The 16,880-nt window shown below is 57.9% G+C and carries 16 protein-coding genes and 2 tRNA genes; 3 read left to right on the forward strand and 15 right to left on the reverse strand.

Annotated features, from left to right (window positions below; all coding sequences use genetic code 11):
* The first annotated feature begins 52 nt into the window (after positions 1–52).
* Together ADG72_RS00405 and ADG72_RS00410 are read left to right on the forward strand one after the other, a co-directional pair.
* Positions 53–1,372 (forward strand): hypothetical protein, encoded by a 1,320-nt coding sequence (locus ADG72_RS00405; RefSeq protein WP_048711354.1) that lies wholly within the window; start codon positions 53–55, stop codon positions 1,370–1,372.
* Positions 1,373–1,511: 139 nt separating this feature from the next.
* The gene (locus ADG72_RS00410) at positions 1,512–1,802 is read left to right on the forward strand and encodes a WXG100 family type VII secretion target (RefSeq protein ID WP_009408646.1); all 291 of its coding nucleotides are present in this window, start codon (positions 1,512–1,514) and stop codon (positions 1,800–1,802) included.
* A 110-nt stretch (positions 1,803–1,912) separates the two neighbouring features.
* Here the strand turns inward: ADG72_RS00410 and groL are convergent, their stop codons facing one another.
* The 15 genes from groL to ADG72_RS00485 form a co-directional block, all read right to left on the reverse strand.
* On the reverse strand, positions 1,913–3,538 hold the full coding sequence (groL, locus tag ADG72_RS00415) for a chaperonin GroEL (RefSeq protein WP_019126976.1): 1,626 nt from the start codon (positions 3,536–3,538) through the stop codon (positions 1,913–1,915).
* Between the two features lie 207 nt (positions 3,539–3,745).
* A tRNA-Asn gene (locus tag ADG72_RS00420) sits at positions 3,746–3,817 on the reverse strand.
* Positions 3,818–3,903: 86 nt separating this feature from the next.
* Complete coding sequence (locus tag ADG72_RS00425; RefSeq protein WP_048711356.1) at positions 3,904–4,698, reverse strand: MerR family transcriptional regulator; 795 nt, start codon at positions 4,696–4,698, stop codon at positions 3,904–3,906.
* A 165-nt stretch (positions 4,699–4,863) separates the two neighbouring features.
* Positions 4,864–5,247: a 50S ribosomal protein L7/L12 gene (rplL, locus tag ADG72_RS00430; RefSeq protein ID WP_019126974.1), complete on the reverse strand. Its 384-nt coding sequence runs from the start codon at positions 5,245–5,247 to the stop codon at positions 4,864–4,866.
* A gap of 86 nt (positions 5,248–5,333) precedes the next feature.
* Positions 5,334–5,855, reverse strand: a complete 522-nt coding sequence (gene rplJ, locus ADG72_RS00435; RefSeq protein ID WP_009408642.1) for a 50S ribosomal protein L10 — start codon at positions 5,853–5,855, stop codon at positions 5,334–5,336.
* A 282-nt stretch (positions 5,856–6,137) separates the two neighbouring features.
* Entirely contained in the window at positions 6,138–7,898 is a 1,761-nt protein-coding gene (locus ADG72_RS00440) for an ABC transporter ATP-binding protein (protein ID WP_048711358.1), read from the reverse strand.
* A gap of 1 nt (position 7,899) precedes the next feature.
* Positions 7,900–9,717: an ABC transporter ATP-binding protein gene (locus ADG72_RS00445; protein WP_192831718.1), complete on the reverse strand. Its 1,818-nt coding sequence runs from the start codon at positions 9,715–9,717 to the stop codon at positions 7,900–7,902.
* Complete coding sequence (locus ADG72_RS00450) at positions 9,717–11,171, reverse strand: ABC transporter ATP-binding protein (protein ID WP_048711360.1); 1,455 nt, start codon at positions 11,169–11,171, stop codon at positions 9,717–9,719. Before ADG72_RS00450 ends, ADG72_RS00445 begins: the two co-directional genes overlap by 1 nt.
* Complete coding sequence (locus tag ADG72_RS00455; RefSeq protein ID WP_009408637.1) at positions 11,168–11,944, reverse strand: energy-coupling factor transporter transmembrane component T; 777 nt, start codon at positions 11,942–11,944, stop codon at positions 11,168–11,170. The genes ADG72_RS00450 and ADG72_RS00455 overlap by 4 nt, the downstream gene beginning before the upstream one ends.
* On the reverse strand, positions 11,937–12,536 hold the full coding sequence (locus tag ADG72_RS00460; RefSeq protein WP_048711363.1) for an MptD family putative ECF transporter S component: 600 nt from the start codon (positions 12,534–12,536) through the stop codon (positions 11,937–11,939). The genes ADG72_RS00455 and ADG72_RS00460 overlap by 8 nt, the downstream gene beginning before the upstream one ends.
* A 199-nt stretch (positions 12,537–12,735) precedes the next feature.
* Positions 12,736–13,452 carry a 50S ribosomal protein L1 gene (rplA, locus tag ADG72_RS00465; protein WP_048711365.1) on the reverse strand — a complete coding sequence of 239 codons (717 nt, stop codon included), beginning with the start codon at positions 13,450–13,452 and terminating at the stop codon, positions 12,736–12,738.
* 65 nt (positions 13,453–13,517) lie between these two features.
* Entirely contained in the window at positions 13,518–13,952 is a 435-nt protein-coding gene (rplK, locus tag ADG72_RS00470; RefSeq protein ID WP_009408634.1) for a 50S ribosomal protein L11, read from the reverse strand.
* A 234-nt stretch (positions 13,953–14,186) separates the two neighbouring features.
* Entirely contained in the window at positions 14,187–14,999 is an 813-nt protein-coding gene (nusG, locus tag ADG72_RS00475; RefSeq protein WP_009408633.1) for a transcription termination/antitermination protein NusG, read from the reverse strand.
* Positions 15,000–15,090: 91 nt separating this feature from the next.
* Positions 15,091–15,393, reverse strand: coding sequence for a preprotein translocase subunit SecE (gene secE, locus ADG72_RS00480; protein WP_048711367.1), 303 nt, complete (start codon positions 15,391–15,393; stop codon positions 15,091–15,093).
* A 27-nt stretch (positions 15,394–15,420) separates the two neighbouring features.
* Positions 15,421–15,496, reverse strand: a tRNA-Trp gene (locus ADG72_RS00485).
* Between the two features lie 144 nt (positions 15,497–15,640).
* On the opposite strand from ADG72_RS00485, the gene ADG72_RS00490 reads away from it, so the two are divergent.
* Positions 15,641–16,855 (forward strand): pyridoxal phosphate-dependent aminotransferase, encoded by a 1,215-nt coding sequence (locus ADG72_RS00490; protein ID WP_048711369.1) that lies wholly within the window; start codon positions 15,641–15,643, stop codon positions 16,853–16,855.
* Positions 16,856–16,880: the final 25 nt, after the last annotated feature.

Below are 16,880 nucleotides of genomic sequence, written 5' to 3' on the forward strand. Positions count from 1 at the left end.
AAAAAGTGGCTAGCATTGCCAAGTAACATTGTCAGACTAGGAGTGAGCGCGCATGGGTGCCGATGCACCTCAGTGGCTTTTTAGTTCCTTCGTGGACGCGATGCAAGAAATTGGGGCAAGCGCTCCGATTCCCCTTCTGGAGGCTGAAGCTCGCGATTTGATCTCGCGCTGGAATGCCAAGGGACGAATCCTTCACAATACCCGCCATCTCATCAAAACTTTGGCGCGTATCGACGAAATTGCCTCGACAGCACACGATCCTGAAGTTCTGCGGGTTGCACTGTGGTATCAAGGAGCGGTTCTTAACCGTAGTTTCGATGTTTTCCAACGCGGAACCGACAGCGATGAACAAGAATTCTCTGCGCTGTACCACGCACGTTCTCGCATGGAAACACTGGGGCTGAGCGAAGACGTTATTTCTCGCATTCAAGAGCTCATGATGGCGCTTTTTACGCACCGCGCTGACCCTTCTGACATGGATGCTCAAGTCCTCATTGATGCCGACTTAGGAATGCTGGCAGCTAGCCCTCAGGACTTTAAACGCTTCCGCGAATCATTGCGCGAAGAATGCCCTGATTTATGCGATACGGATTACGTACGCGCACGCCGCCTAGCAATTAAGAAGATTTTGGCACGCGAGCAGATCTTTCATTCACCGCTTGCACTTGCATGGGAAGAAACTGCACGCGCTAATCTCGAGGCCGAAAGTGCCAAGCTCGCTCGAGTTCTCAAAGCATGCGCCCCCGATGCCGATCTCAATGAGTCCGAAGAAGATTTTGAGCCAGAGGAACACCAGGAGACACTCTCATCGGATACTCCTGCCTCTGGGACGATGATTATCCGGCGCCGTCACCTCAACATTAAGAGTCATGCTGAGCCTTTCGACCCCGTCGATACCCCAAGCGTTCCTGGCGAATCTTTGCCTTCCGCTGTTGTTGAGCTTCCGAAGTCAACCCTTTCCGCTGATTCCGATGAGTTTGCCACTGACGAGGCCGCTGGCGTACCTGTGACGCCCGCTTCCCTTGGCAGTGGGGCTGAGGCTTCAGTCTCCGCTCAGGCTCCTTCCAATGCCACATCTGATAGCGCGGAGGAGTCAGCGGGGGATACTGTGCCCGTATCACCAACCCTTCCTCCAGAAAACACTGAGACACCTGCTCTGGGGATTCCAAGCGGAGAGGCAGCTCCCACGCCCTCTGGCATGGCAGAACCTTCTTCTCAACATGTTTCTCTGCCCAGCACCGTCCACACCCCTCTGCCGGGTATTGCAGCAGAAAGTCCTTCGCGTAGATCTGCTGTTGATGATGACGACACTTCTTCTTTGGAGTCAGCGTTGGATGACTTGGACATTCCAACTCCTCCCCCACTGTCCTAAATCCTTAAGGTTGAATCATCGTATTCATCCACCGTGTCAGATTGAACCGTTTTTTGCACAGATCGCCTCATCTGCACGGTGACGTCATTTCTCTCTTCCTAGGCTGTGAACACCCATTCACCCAGCCTAGGAGGGCACAATGACCGCGTTTTCCGTCGACTCCGCACACATCGCTTCATGCGCCTCGCGGATCCAAATTACCTGCGACTCAATTCGAAGCGAAGTCTCAGCACTCATGAACGAATTACTGGCGCTTAAAGATACTTGGCAAGGTGGCGCCTCTGCGCAATTCTCCGATTCTGTTGCTTCTTGGCAGCTCACCCAAGCTCAAGTTGAAAGCTCCCTAGACCAGATCTCAGGCTCACTTTCACATGCGGCTCAGGTCTACGCAGATGCTGAAGCACAGAGCATAGGACTCTTCGCGCATTAGAAGACTGGCCTAGTCAATGAAAGCGCCTAATAAATGCCTGTGGGGGCGCGCTTGAAGCGCGCCCCCACAGGGACATTCAATGGGAATGCTGTTTTCTAACCCCTAGGGGATCAGTACATTCCGCCCATTCCGCCGTCAGCAGCTGCTCCTGCCGGCGCCGGAGGCTCGGGCTTGTCGGCAACAACGGCCTCGGTGGTCAGGAACATACCTGCGATCGAGGCTGCGTTCTGCAGAGCGGAGCGGGTGACCTTGACCGGGTCGGAGATACCCTGAGTCATCAGGTCGCCGTACTCGCCGGTTGCAGCGTTCAGACCGAAGCCGGGCTCCATCTGAGCAACGCGGTCAGCAACAACGCCACCTTCAAGGCCAGCGTTCTCAGCGATCTGCTTGAGCGGTGCGGAGACGGCTTCGCGAACGATGTTCACACCGGTTGCCTCATCGCCGCTGAAGTTCAGTGAGCCAAGAGCCTTGGAGGCTGCCTGAATCAGTGCAACACCACCACCGGCAACCAAGCCCTCTTCGGAGGCTGCGCGAGCGTTACGGATCGCGTCCTCGATGCGGTGCTTACGTTCCTTGAGCTCAACCTCAGTTGCAGCACCGGACTTGATGACTGCCACGCCGCCGGAGAGCTTTGCCAGACGCTCCTGGAGCTTCTCGCGGTCGTAATCGGAATCGGTGGTCTCGATTTCCTTACGCAGCTGACGGATGCGTGCCTGGATGTCATCCTTTGCGCCCAGTCCATCAACGATGGTGGTCTCATCCTTGGAGACGATGACCTTGCGCGCACGGCCGAGATCCTCAAGGGTGGCGTTCTCAAGAGAGAGGCCAACGGTCTCGGAGATCACTTCACCGGCGGTGAGGATTGCAACGTCCTTCAGCATGGCCTTGCGGCGATCGCCAAAGCCGGGAGCCTTGATGGCGACAGACTTGAAGGTGCCACGGATGTTGTTGACAACCAGGGTTGCTAGGGCTTCACCCTCAACGTCCTCGGCAATGATGAACAGCGGCTTGCCGGTCTGCATGACCTTTTCCAGGACAGGCAGCAGTTCCTTGGCGTTAGTGATCTTGGTGTCGACCAGCAGGATGTAGGGATCCTCGAGGACAGCTTCCTGGCGATCTGCATCGTTAACGAAGTATGCAGAGAGGTAGCCGCGCTCGAAACGCATACCTTCGGTGGTCTCAAGGGTGGTGTCGAAAGAGTTGGTCTCTTCAACGGTCACAACACCTTCGGAACCAACCTTCTCGAAGGCCTGAGCAATGAGCTTGCCAATCTCGGGATCGTTTGCGGAGATTGAGGCCGTGGCAGCGATCTGCTCGGTGGTCTCAACAGGCTTGGAATCCTTGTGCAGCTGGGCAACGATTGCCTCAACGGCGCCATCAATGCCACGCTTCAGGGCGATGGGGTTCGAACCGGCTGCAACGTTGCGCAGGCCCTCACGGACCAGCGCCTGTGCCAGAACGGTAGCGGTCGTGGTGCCGTCACCTGCAACGTCATCGGTCTTCTTGGCAACTTCCTTGACCAGTTCTGCACCGATACGCTCGAAGGGATCTTCGAGGTCGATTTCCTTAGCAACGGAAACGCCATCCTTGGTGATGGTGGGGGCGCCCCACTTCTTATCGAGGACGACATTACGGCCCTTGGGGCCCAGGGTGACCTTAACGGTGTCGGCGAGAAGGTTCAGACCGCGCTCCATGCCGCGGCGTGCCTCCTCATCGAAGTGAATGAGCTTCGTCATGTTCTTCTATCCTTCCGCGATGCGGATTGGACCGATGCCCGCGACGGACGACTCAGGTAACTCCTAAGCCTCACCGGCCTTAGTGCTTATCACTCGGCACTCCCGAGTGCTAAATCCAAGTCTGGCACTCTCAGCCTCAGAGTGCAAGATGGACAGTTGGGAGTTCACTGAAAAAGAAAAACCCCGGTACCGAGTACCGGGGAGAAGCTCCCGCGACTGGATTCGAACCAGTAACCGTCCGATTAACAGTCGGATGCTCTGCCGTTGAGCTACGCGGGAAAGCGACAAAAAGAAATAGTAGCGATGAAGTGGGCCAAGAGCAAATCCGAAAGCTTCCTGCGCTCATGGCCTGTCTCACATACCAATTACTTCCATTCGGGATTGTCCGTATCCACACCACTATCGCGAGCAGCGCACTCAATTGCAGACGCGAGCCATTGAGCAAAACCGTCGAACTGCGAGTCGTAGTGCGAACGGAAACGCTCGTCGTGAATGTAGGAACGTGAAATCACGTAGTGCTTTGCAGGGGTCACCGGGAAGAACTCGCTGAGCAATTCCCGATGCGAGGCGACAAGAGCTGCCGCCTCGTCACTATCAGGAAGAACGCCCTGACAGATGGCTGCGATCATGTCCTTCTCGACCTGCTGAAAACGGTCAGCATTTCCCTGCCAGTCCTTCGCACTCCACGACGCAGTACGGCGCTGAGATTCCTTCCAGTCGTCACTATCACCGTAGTGTTGTTCAGCTTCCTCCTGATGCAGGGCAAAGTCAGCATCCCCAAGGATTTCCCCGATCTCTTCCACGCTGAGAGAATTTTCGTTCATTGCATCCTCCAATAACGTATCGATTGCTTTGATCATTTTGTCCGTCTGCTGGCGATGGGCAATAAGGCTTGCTCGCTGTCGCTTCAGGTGCGAGACCCCCGATTCCCCAGAATCGAGGAGTGTCTTGATGTCCCCCAGCTTCATCCCCGTCGCTCGGTAGATGATGATCCTTTGGACCCGAGCACAGTCCTCGACCGAGTAGAGCCGGTAATTTGACCAGCTCCGTTCGGCAGGAGCGAGGAGCCCCTGTGCCTCCCAGTGGTGAAGCGTTCGCACCGTCAACGAAAAACGCTCAGCGACCTCACCAACGGTGTAGAGAATGTTGTCATCGCTCATGTCAATCATTGTGAAGTCTCACGTCGCGTCATGGTCAAGTCGAGTGCGCAGCAGGGTGCGACAGCCCCAAAGTGGCACACAATGCGGAAACCCCGCCCTACCGAAGCAGAACGGGGTTTCGCAGCCCATGACGGGCGAAAGTCTGAATGAATCAGACGGGGAAAATCACTTAAGGGTGACCTTGCCGCCGGCCTCTTCGATCTCAGCCTTAGCCTTCTCGGCGTCTTCCTTCTTGGCGTTCTCGAAGATGGTCGAGGGGGCGCCGTCAACCAGGTCCTTGGCTTCCTTGAGGCCCAGGCCGGTCAGAGCCTTGACGGCCTTGACGACGGCGATCTTCTTGTCGCCTGCGGACTCGAGGACAACCTCGAACTCGTCCTTCTCTTCAGCTGCGGGAGCATCGCCTGCTGCGGGAGCAGCAACGGCAACGGCTGCGGGAGCAGCAGCGGTAACGTCGAAGGTCTCTTCGAAGAGCTTCACGAAATCGGAGAGCTCGATGAGGGACATTTCCTTGAAAGCTTCGATGAGCTCGTCGTTGGAGAGCTTAGCCATGATTGGCATCCTTTCGATTTTGGCCTGCTACGTGAGCAGATTGTGGATGTGATCGCAAAGGCGAGTGCCTTCGCGGGCCTGTCACGTCAGGCCGCTTCGCCCTGCTTTTCACGCAGAGCATCGATGGTGCGCACCGCCTTGGACGGAAGCGCGTTGAAGGCGTATGCCGCCTGAGAGATCTTCGCCTTGAGGGCGCCTGCAGCCTTGGCCAGCAGGACCTCGCGAGACTCGAGATCGGCAAGCTTCTTGACAGCCTCAGCGGAGAGCTGTGCGCCCTCCATAGCACCGGACTTCAGTACCAGCTGAGGATTCTCCTTGGCAAAATCACGCAGCGTCTTGGCAGCCTCAACGGGCTCACCGGTGACGAAAGCGATAGCGGTCGGGCCCTTCAGGTCGGCCTCGAGGAAATCGAGACCAACTTCGCGAGCCGCCAGGATCGCCAGCGTGTTCTTTGCCACGGCGTAGGTCGCATTGCCAGCCAGGCCGCGACGCAGCTGCTTGAGCTGGCCAACGGTCAGACCGCGGTACTCGGTCAGCAGGACAGCGTCGGCTGCGCGGAAACGCTCCACGAGCTCGGCAACTGCTGCCACCTTGTCGGACTTCGCCATGGTCCTCCTTTCAAAAATTCACCGCCGGACGCACGAAAAAGCCCGGCACGCAGGAAAGCGGCCGGGCTCAAATGAAACCCACTTCAAAAGAAGTCACTCACCTGCGTCGGAAGCTTTCGCACTTGGAATCCACCGAGGTGGATGACCGACGGTCTTCGGCAACGAGTAGCTTAACACGCATCGCAGTAGGGGTTCCAGCTCTGGAAGTGTGTATCAGCACACCTCAAACTTCCCATTGGGCGTTCCGATAGGGGCACGGAGGCCAAGCGCCACCGATCGGCTTCAGACGAGCCTCCATCCCGCGGCCCGCGAGCGCGCCTCCCAGAAGCCTCGGTATTGTCCCTCAGTTTCCGCATATAGCTGCGAATGGGTACCAATTTGCACTACACGCCCGTTCTCGTCGAGGACGACGATCTGGTCAGCGGCCGTGATCGTATCAAGCTTATGCGCAATGACGATAAGCGTTGCATTCTGCCGCAATGTATCCATAGCTGCGGTAACACGGTGTTCATTCTCGGGATCAAGAGCGCTGGTCGCCTCATCGAAAAGAACAATGGGCGATGCTTTCAAGAGCGCTCGGGCAATAGACACGCGTTGGCGTTCACCACCGGAGAGGGCACGGCCTCCTTCACCAACTTGAGTACCCCACCCCATAGGTAGCCGCGCAACGATTTCATCGACGCCGCTCAGACGTGCGGCTTCCTCAACCTCGGCGGCACTCGCATCGGGACGACCAACACGAACATTCGCCTCGAGACTATCGTCAAACAAGTAGACATCTTGGAAAACCAAGGAAAGTTGTGCCATCAATTCCGCTGGATCCCACCGGCGAACATCGCGGCCTCCCACACTTACGACGCCGCTATCCGCGTCATAGAAACGTGCAATCAGACGGGCAATCGTCGTCTTCCCACAGCCTGAAGGACCGACAATCGCAGTCATAGTGCCCGGCTCAACGCGGAAGGACACACCCCGTAAGACAGGTTGATCGGCCTCGTAGGAGAAAACAACGTCCTCGAGTGCCACGGATGCACTCAACGCGGTCGCATCTTCACTCTGTTGCTCTTCCGAGGCGACGGGAAGTTCGGGCGCGGAGAGGATCTCATGACCGAGGTCAAGGACCGGCCTCCGAGTTTCAAAGGCGGAAGCAAGTGCACCAATATCAACAAGGATCTGGGTGAAGCGCAGGAGCAGACCTATCGCAACGACTGCCTCCACAGGGCTGACGCTTCCTCCGACTGCAAGCAGTCCGATTGCGCAGATCAGTGAGACGACCACGAGTTGCGCAGCCATGCCATTGGTAATTTGCCCCAGCGTTTCCCGGATAAGCGAGCGTCGGGCGGCTGCCCCATACAATTCTTCCGCCCGCTGGAGAGGCTCAAAGGAGGCCGAGCGCCCGCAGGCGCGCAAAGCTCCCTGCTTGGTCGCATATTCGACAATGCGGTGCGACAACTCTTGGGCAGGAGGTTCTTTCAATGCGGAACCCGAAAGCAAGCATCGGCGCGCAACCCACACTCCCCCGGCAACGATCGGGACTGCGGCAAGGCACACCACTCCTAGAACCGGCGAAAAAACGGTAATGCCAATGAGCATCGTCAAGGAGGTGACAATCGCGGCGATCAGGGGCGAATACATATGGGCAAAGATCTCACCGAGCATCATGAGCTCTCGAGAGACAAGGCGCGAGGTCTTCCCGGCCGTGTCCGCGCGGAAAGCCCCAAGAGGCAGCGAGGCGATCTTATCTCCGATCGCACGGTGCATATTCGTGAGGAAATCGAAGGCCACGACGTAGGAGCGTATTGCCAACACATACTCCAGGATGAATGAGAGCAACGCACAGACCGCAAGCACGACGAGCCACGCGCGCAAACTCATCCCCCACGCTGCTTGTCCCGAAGTTAGTGCGATCGCAGCTGGAATGAATGAAATGAGAGAGAAGCCTCGAACAAGCCCGACGATACAGGACAGGTACATGACCTGAGAGAATCCGGCGCGCCCCTCAGCAGAGAGCGGCTCACGCAGCCTGGAGATCAGATCGAACATGTCAGTGTCCTTTCACGGGCGCAGTTAGGCCACTCATATACGGATGATCTGCGAGTTCAATGGGGGTGCCCAAGGCAATAAGGCGACCTGACTCGAGGATGGCGATTTGGTCGACGCCAATAATTGATGCGGCTCGGTGGGCAATCACCAAAACTGTCTTTCCCTGAACCAAGCGAGTGAGGGCTGCCTGGATCTCGGCCTCGGCTTCTGGGTCTGTGAATGCAGTGGCCTCGTCGAGAACAAGGATGGGAGCATCGACAAGAAGTGCGCGCGCAATGGCAATGCGCTGGGCTTGGCCACCCGATGGGTGTGCGTCCTCCCCGATGACTGTATCGAGGCCTCGGGGAAGAGAACGCACGTAGTCGTCAATTCGGGCAGCGCCAGCAGCTGCCCAGATCTCCTCGTCAGTGGCTGCTGGGTTGCCCAGTGCAATGTTCTCGCGCAGGGATATATCAAGAAGCTGCGGATCTTGGAGAACAAAAGAGACATGCCTGTAGAGGACGCTTGGAGCAATGGATCGCACATCGGCGCCTCCGATACGCACGCTTCCTTCATCTGGGTCCGCGAAACGCGCGACCAGTGTCGCCAGGGTGGATTTTCCAGAACCTGATGCCCCCACGAGAGCCGTTACTGTTCCTTGCGGGACCGTCAGGGTGACATCGTCAAGAGCGAGCGTCGAGCCATAAGAGAAAGAGACATGATCGATTTCAATATCAGCACCCTGCGGCTCCTCGCTCCCAGCGCTCGGAAGCGGGGAGACAGAAAGTAGAGCGACAATGCGCAGTGCGGCTGCGCCGGCAATTTGATAGGACCACACCGTTGATCCAAGTACCTCGATTGCGGCGGGAATGACCAGGGCAATCAGCGCGCAGGTAATAACTTGCACAGGGCTCACGATTCCAGCAGCCGCCAGTGCGGATCCTCCCGCTGTCGAGATCAATAGAATCATCGAGGGCGAAACAGCAGCCTGCCCCAGCGCGGACCCTTTGAGCAATGGTCCACACCACGCAAGGTAGAAGCGCGCAAAATCTTCAGCCGCGTGAGTGAAGCGTTCATGTGAGCGCCCAACAGTCCCAAAAGCCTTGACGACGCTAATACCCGAAACAAACTCGACCATGGTCGCCGAGACACGCGTGAGGTAGCGGTCCATCTCGGCGGTTTTCTCGCCCATATCCCGCATCATCCAGGCATTAATGAGGGCGTAAATCGGCAAGGTAGCGATCGATAGCAGCCCCAAACGCCAATCTACGATGAATGAGTAGATCAGCAGGGACACAGGTGCGCTGACAGCGGCAGCAGATTCGACCGGAGCGTGAGCGATGACGGTGTGGACATCGTGGGTATCATCCTGGATTGCCTTGCGCACAGCCCCCGAATTCGTCGAGGTAAACCACGCAAGCGGCGCCCCAGCAAGCACTTTCACCATGCGCGTACGCACAATATGACCAAAACGAATATCCGCAAAATGGGTAACAGTAAGCGCAAGGAAGTAAATGCCATAGCGCATACCAAATGCTCCGAGTAGCCACATGAGAAGGTGGATGACCTCACCACGGTCAGGAGAGACACCCACGCGAGCTGCTGCCAGAAGTACCTCGCCGAGCTGAACGAGAATCACGTAGGGAGCGACCGCGAGCGCTCCGTAAAGTACTCCAAGTACCTGGGCAAGAGCCATAGATCCACGGATCGGCGCGGTCAGTTCTTTGAACGCTTTCTGCCCTGCCCTGTACGCAGCGCGAGAATCCTCGACTTTCACGTCGCCACAGGATGGTGGTTGCTCTCCCCCGCCCGCTATCTGGTCCTGAACAGTAACAGTCATTATTGATCTCCTTCGTCGGAACCTGCTTCAGCTGTCGACGTGAGTGTGATGAGACGATCTGCGCACGCCGAGGCGAACTCACCGTCGTGGGTGACGACAATAACGGCCGCCCCTTCGTCAGCAATTCGCCGCAGCGTTGAAGTGATTGAGTCAAGGTGCCTGGCATCGACCCCCGAAGTCGGTTCGTCAAGGATGACAACGGGACGCCCGGTAGCTCGTGCGGCCGCGATGACGAGGCGTTGCTTCTGTCCTCCCGAGAGGCTCAGCGGGTGCCTATCCCCCAGGCGCGCGAGGTCGAAGTCGGCCAGCAGCTTCTCCCCGTCCTCGCCGCTCGCCTCAGATGCCCCGATCGTGAGTTCTCCGGCAAGCGTGTCGGAAAAGAGCTGTCGCCCAGTGTCCTGCATGACAAGCGCACATGCCGCGCGCCGTTGCCTGCGCGAACTTGTCACGCCATCCACGAAAACTTCTCCGGAGTTCGGGGCTGCCAATCCGCAGAGCACCCGCACAAGAGTTGTTTTACCAACGCCATTCACCCCCGCGATGCAGGTGATTTCTCCGGCATAAAAGTCAGCATTAAAACCACTGAAAACGGGGGTTTTCCCATAGGAGAAGCTCAGGTTCCGGCATGATAGACGCGCTTCCTTTCCAGGGGCGCCCACTCCCCCTCTCCCTCGCGAGGCCACCCAGGCCTCGGGAGGTCCGGGGTCCACCAGGGTACGCAAGCCGAATGACTTCCGCTGGTCATCGTTCATCGAATAAAACTCGTCCCCGCTCCAACGACGCGTGACCGTTCCGTCCTCCATGAGGAGGACTTGATCGGCCAGGCCCCTGAGAAAATGGAGGCGGTGCTCGACAACGACGACAGTCATGCCTTGCTCTTTGAGGATCTCAAGTGCACGTCGCACGTCTGCAATGGCGTCGGGATCTAGATTCGATGTCGGTTCATCGGCGAGGAGGACCGGAGCGCCGGATGCTAAGGCACAGGCGAGAGCCACTTTCTGAAGCTGCCCTCCCGATAAACTCGAAAGTTTTCGCTCCATGAGATGGGTGATGCCCATAAGCTCAGCGGCTCGCTCGCTACTCTCGATCAGGCTTTCACGATCGCGACCGTAGTTCTCACCGCAGAAGGCCAGCTCTTCAGCGACGGTGTCGCAGAAAAACTGGGTACGCGGATTCTGGAAGACTGATGAGCATAGGTGGCCAACCTCGGTCAGGGGGACCTCGGTGAGGTCACGCTCATTGATCCGCACCGCGCCTTTCAGTTCCCCGGGAGTCATCTGAGGAACGAGGCCGGTGAGCGCCCGCATAAGAGTCGACTTGCCGCAGCCGGAGGAGCCGCACACGAGGGTGAGGCTGCCCGGCCGGGCGGATAAGTCAACCCCACGCAGAGCCTCAACGCAGTCTCCCGTCAGCTCACTGACGTAGGAGAAGGACAGAGATTCAACGTCAATCACGGCAAGACTCCCAGGTACGCACAAAACTCGATGACGATGACGCCAGCGACGCACGCGAGGGCAAACACGTCCCAGCCGGTGACCCGCAGCCGGGTGAGCGATGTGGGACGCGTGGGCCCACCCAAGCCTCGAATGACGCTCGAGGCGGCCAAGTCATCGGCCACGCGCGCGATAGAGGACAGCAAGGGAACTAGGAAACGCTCGGCAATGACAAGGGGATGACGGAGGATGCCTCGAACCCCAAGGTCGACGCCGCGCATCTCCATCGCCTCACGGATCGCGACTGCCTCGGCCCCCACCGTCGGGAGGACACGGAAGGCAACAACGAGGGCGTCGACGAACACTCGCGGGAGGTGAACCGATCGTAGTGCCGCTTTCATCTGACCGATTCGAATCGTGCGATAGACGTAGAGGGCGAGGCCGAAACCCGCAGAGAAACGCGCGAACCAGTACATGATCGCGCTGCACGTGCCAATCGCAAGTATCACGCCCCGTGGCGCGCCCATACCCTGCAGCCAGGCGACAAGGAATGGCGAGCCCAAACTGCACGCGTCGCAAACAATACACCACGTGGCCACACGAGCAGCCGTCCCAGCGCTGACCTCCCATGCAAGGGCGGCTACTGCCAGTGCCTGCACCGCCAGAAGAGTAGATGTGGGGCTCGCTCGCATAACGAGCGCGTTGAGGACGAGGAGGGCGAGAAGCTTTGTGCGTGGATCCAGCTTGCTTGTCGACTCGCCTGGGTTGGCCTCGGCGAGCGAGATCTCAGGCAACGCCGGCCTTCGCGAAATGCTTGCGCAGCAGGAAACGACCAATGAGTCCGCCCAGGCACGCAAAGATCATCGCGACGACAACCCACCCGCTGATGACTGCGGGACTAAAGAGTGCTCGCATGCCGTCCGCGTAGTCCTGTCCCATCTGGGACGCGACGTCTGCGTAGTAGGAGTCGGGGGCAAAGAAAATCGGAGCAAGCGGACCAATCATCCACAGGGAGAACAGCATGTATGCTGCGATGTTTCGAGGGGCGCTCAGATAGCCGCCGCTGCGGGCGATAAGGTCAGCCAGAAAACCGAGGATAAGAGCGACCGGTACGGTTACCCACGAATGCCCGGTCACGACCATCAGGAAGGCAACGACGCCGGCCATGATGGTGACCGTCCCAAACATGCGCGATCGCACCATCATTAGCATGACGACCGGCCCATTGAGGATCAGACCAACAATCCAACCGACGAACATGAACGCGGGCCCGAAGAAGCCAAGCATTCCCGAGCACCACATGAGAATGAAATAGACAGCAGTAAAAGCGCCAATGGTGACAGCCGAGCGCGCCTTTGTTACGCCCGAGCCTGAAACCTGAGTCATAATCGTGGCCTTTCACGATATAAGGTTTATTGAACAAATCTAAGGCTAGCCTATCTTTCAGGCGTATCGAGAGACTTTATGCCCAGTTTGACGTGCTCTTTTTAGCGAAATGCAACGATACTGATAAAGCAAGGGGTCCCCACGAGCGTTGCTCGTGGGGACCCCTTGAAACGACTATCTGCCGTTAACCTCTAGTGCTTCAGGAAGCATCCTCGGAGGTCAGGGCGCGAGTCTTGGTGGCATCCAGCGGGATACCGGGGCCCATGGTCGTGGCGACCGTAGCCTTGAGGATGTAACGGCCCTTTGCGGAAGCCGGCTTCAGACGCAGGATCTCCTCCAGGACGACAGCGTAGTTCTCAACCAGCTGCTCGGCGGTGAAGGAAGCCTTACCAACGATGAATGCCAGGTTCGAGTGCTTGTCGACACGGAACTCGATACGACCGCCCTTGATTTCCTTAACGGCCTTGGCGACATCCATGGTGACGGTGCCGGTCTTGGGGTTCGGCATGAGGCCACGGGGACCAAGCACGCGGCCCAGACGGCCAACCTTGCCCATGAGGTCGGGGGTTGCAACGGCGACATCGAAGTCGGTGTAGCCCTTGGCAACCTTCTCGATCAGCTCGTCGCCACCGACTTCGTCGGCTCCGGCGTCGATTGCTTCCTGTGCGCGCTCGCCAACGGCGAAGACCAAGACCCGGGAGGTCTTACCGGTGCCGTGCGGCAGGGAAACGGTGCCTCGGACCATCTGATCGGCCTTACGGGGATCAACACCCAGTCGCATAACAACCTCAACGGTTGAATCGAACTTGGTGACCGAGGTTTCCTTGGCCAAACGCATTGCGGCCAGGGGGCTGTACAGTTCGCCAGCGTGGATCTTCTCCGCCGCTGCGCGGTAGCTCTTAGAGCGCTTCGTCATTCTGCTTCTTCTCCTTGCAGGTGTGGGTGTCGGGCAGCGCCTGCCCTACCACGGAAATTAAAGGGTCAGTCCTGAACAGTGATGCCCATGGAACGTGCGGTGCCCGCAACGATCTTGGATGCAGCATCAATGTCGTTGGCGTTGAGGTCAACCATCTTGGCCTGGGCGATTTCGCGCACCTGGTCCATGGTGATCGATCCAACCTTGGCGGTGTTCGGGGTGCCCGAACCCTTTGCAACACCTGCAGCCTTCTTGATCATTTCGGAGGCCGGAGGGGTCTTCAGAACGAAGGTGAAGGAACGATCTTCGTAAACGGTGATTTCAACCGGGACGATCGAACCGCGCTGCGACTCAGTTGCAGCGTTGTATGCCTTCGTGAATTCAACGATGTTAACGCCGTGCTGGCCCAGTGCAGGACCAACGGGCGGAGCCGGGGTCGCGGCGCCTGCAGCAATCTGCAGCTTGATGAGGCCGGTGACCTTCTTCTTCTTCGGTGCCATATTTCGGGTCTTTCTATTTCTTACTCAGCCGCGGAGACTACCGCGGCATACGTCCACGCGGGATCTACAAGAAGAGCAACCTGTAGACAAAGTCCACCTAGACGCACGAATCTACATGATAACGCGATGTGGGTGACTCCCCAAGTCTAGGTGCTGCAGCTCACGCCAATCGAAAGAACAGCCGGCATTCACTGCGTCAGCAGGAAGGGAGCACCCACTTGCGTTTCAGCGAATTTACTCTTCGATCTTTTCGACCTGATCGAAGGTGAGCTCCATGGGGGTCTCACGTTCGAAGATGGTCAGCAAGACCTTCAGACGCTGGGTTTCAGGCATGATCTCGGAGATCACTGCGCTCATGGTGGCGAATGCGCCATCGGTAACGGTGACGACCTCGCCAACCTCGAACTGAGTGTGGACTTCCTGAACGGGAGCAGGAGCGCTCTTTTCCTCGGCGGCAGCAGCCTCGAGTACATTCGGGGTCAGCAGCATGACGACCTCGTCGATCGACAGCGGCACAGGATTGTGCTGATCACCAACGAAGCCGGTAACCGCGGGAGTTTCCTTAACGACACGGTAGGAGTCTTCGTTGAAGTCCATGCAGACAATGACGTATCCGGGGATGCGCACGCGACGAACGCGCTTCTTCACATTGCCGCGGTATTCCATGACGTATTCGTCGGGAACCTCAACCTGGAAGATCGACTCTTCCATGTTCTGGCTGGTGATGCGCTGCTCAAGGTTCGCCTTCACCTTGCGCTCGTGGCCGGAGTAGGTGTGGATAACGTACCAGTCACCGGGAGACATGTAGAGCTCACGGCGCAGCTTCTCGATGGGATCATCCTCGCTCGAGGCCGCTTCCGCAGCTGCTTCCTCGACGCCAGCAATCGCTTCGCCTTCTTCAAGAGCTTCCTTGCGCTCTTCGGGGGCGTCTTCAAGGCGCTCTTCGCGCTCATCCTCGCGCTGTGCAGCGGTCTCCAGCTCACCTTCGGGGGCGATTCCACCGTCAAAAGTATCGGGTTCCTGGCCCTCGATCTTGTCCTGGCTCACGGGTTTTCCTCCTGTGGTTACCGCTTGCGCGGTGCTTCACGGCCGAGCCGTAGAAGAAACCCGCCTGCATTCCTGCGGGCGGGTCACGGTTTCAGCCAAATACGATGGAACTTAGTCTACCGAATAGGAAATCAAGAATTCCAGTGAAAGCCATAACTGCGGCAACAAACACAATCACGACGATGAAGTAGGTCCAAGTCTCTGATCCGCTGGGATAAACAACTTTCTTCATCTCAGCGACAACCTGAGAGACGAAGATCACCATGCGCTTGAAGATATTCGGACGCTTTTCCTGGGTCTTCTCAGAGGAGGAAGCTTTACGAGAGCGCGTTGCACCGCTCTTTGTGCGATCCGCCTTGGGCGATTCGTCACGGCGAGCCTGGGATCCGCTCATCGTTCCTCCAATAGTTCTGCACCTAAGTGGCAGGGCAGGCGGGACTCGAACCCACAACCGCCGGTTTTGGAGACCGGTGCGCTACCAATTGCGCCACTGCCCTACTGCAACTCTTTAAAAAGTGTTGCCTGGTTGAGTTTAGGGGAGAACGCGCCCCATGTCCAACTCATCCGCGTGACAATCCCTCACAGAAGCTCAAATTGTGACTCAGACCAATAAATGACTGTGGCCATGTCACAATACTGATGTGGATACTCAATCAGCTTCGCGTATCTCAACGCGCTTCGCCAATATCACCCCATCTGCGACCCTTGCAGTCGACGCTAAGGCTAAGGCACTGAAGGCACAGGGGCGTCCCGTTGTTGGTTTCGGCGCCGGAGAGCCGGACTTTGCTACCCCCGATTACATTGTCGAGGCGGCGCTCGAAGCAGCACGCAACCCCGCGATGTACCGCTACACCCCGGCCTCGGGCCTTCCCGCACTCAAGGAAGCAATCGCCCACAAGACACTTCGCGATTCAGGTTACGAGGTCAGCCCCGACCAGGTTTTGGTAACCAACGGTGGAAAGCAGGCGGTTTTCCAGGCCTTCGCCTCGCTGCTGAACCCCGGAGACGAGGCCATCCTCCCCACCCCCTACTGGACCACCTACCCCGAGGTCATCAAGCTCGCGGGCGCGACCCCGGTGGAAGTTTTCGCGGGTGCCGACCAGGACTACAAGGTCACCGTTGACCAGCTCGAAGCCGCGCATACCCCTCACACCAAGCTTCTTCTTCTATGCTCGCCCTCTAACCCGACAGGCGCTGTTTATACTCCCGCTGAGCTGACAGCCATCGGTCAGTGGGCACTCCAGCACGGCGTGTGGGTGATTACCGATGAGATCTACGAGCACCTGCTCTACGACGGTGCGCAGAGTGCGCACATCGTCAATTTGGTCCCCGAACTTGCCGACCAAACCATTGTGTTGAACGGTGTCGCGAAGACCTACGCGATGACCGGTTGGCGTGTGGGATGGATGATCGGTCCTCACGACGTGATCCGTGCAGCGACCTCCTTCCAATCGCACCTGACGTCGAATGTCAACAACATTGCTCAGTGCGCGGCAATCGCCGCCCTCAATGGACCACTGGATGTCGTTGAACACATGCGCCAAGCATTCGATCGTCGTCGCCAGACCATGGTGAAGATGCTTCGCGAAATCGACGGGCTCCAGGTTCCCACACCTAAGGGCGCCTTCTACGCATACCCGGCGGTCACGGATCTTCTTGGTCGAGAGATTCGCGGGAAGGTCCCAACCACTTCCGCCGAATTGGCCGACCTGATCTTGGATGAGGTCGAGGTCGCAGTCGTTCCGGGCGAGGCCTTCGGCCCCTCTGGTTTTATTCGCCTGTCCTATGCCTTGGCAGACGAGGACCTTGTTGAGGGCGTTGGCCGTATCCAGGAACTTCTGGCAGAAGCTCACTGATACAGCCGAATACAAAACTTCAATA

Source organism: Trueperella pyogenes (genome assembly GCF_001070855.1).
GTDB lineage: Bacteria > Actinomycetota > Actinomycetes > Actinomycetales > Actinomycetaceae > Pauljensenia > Pauljensenia pyogenes_A.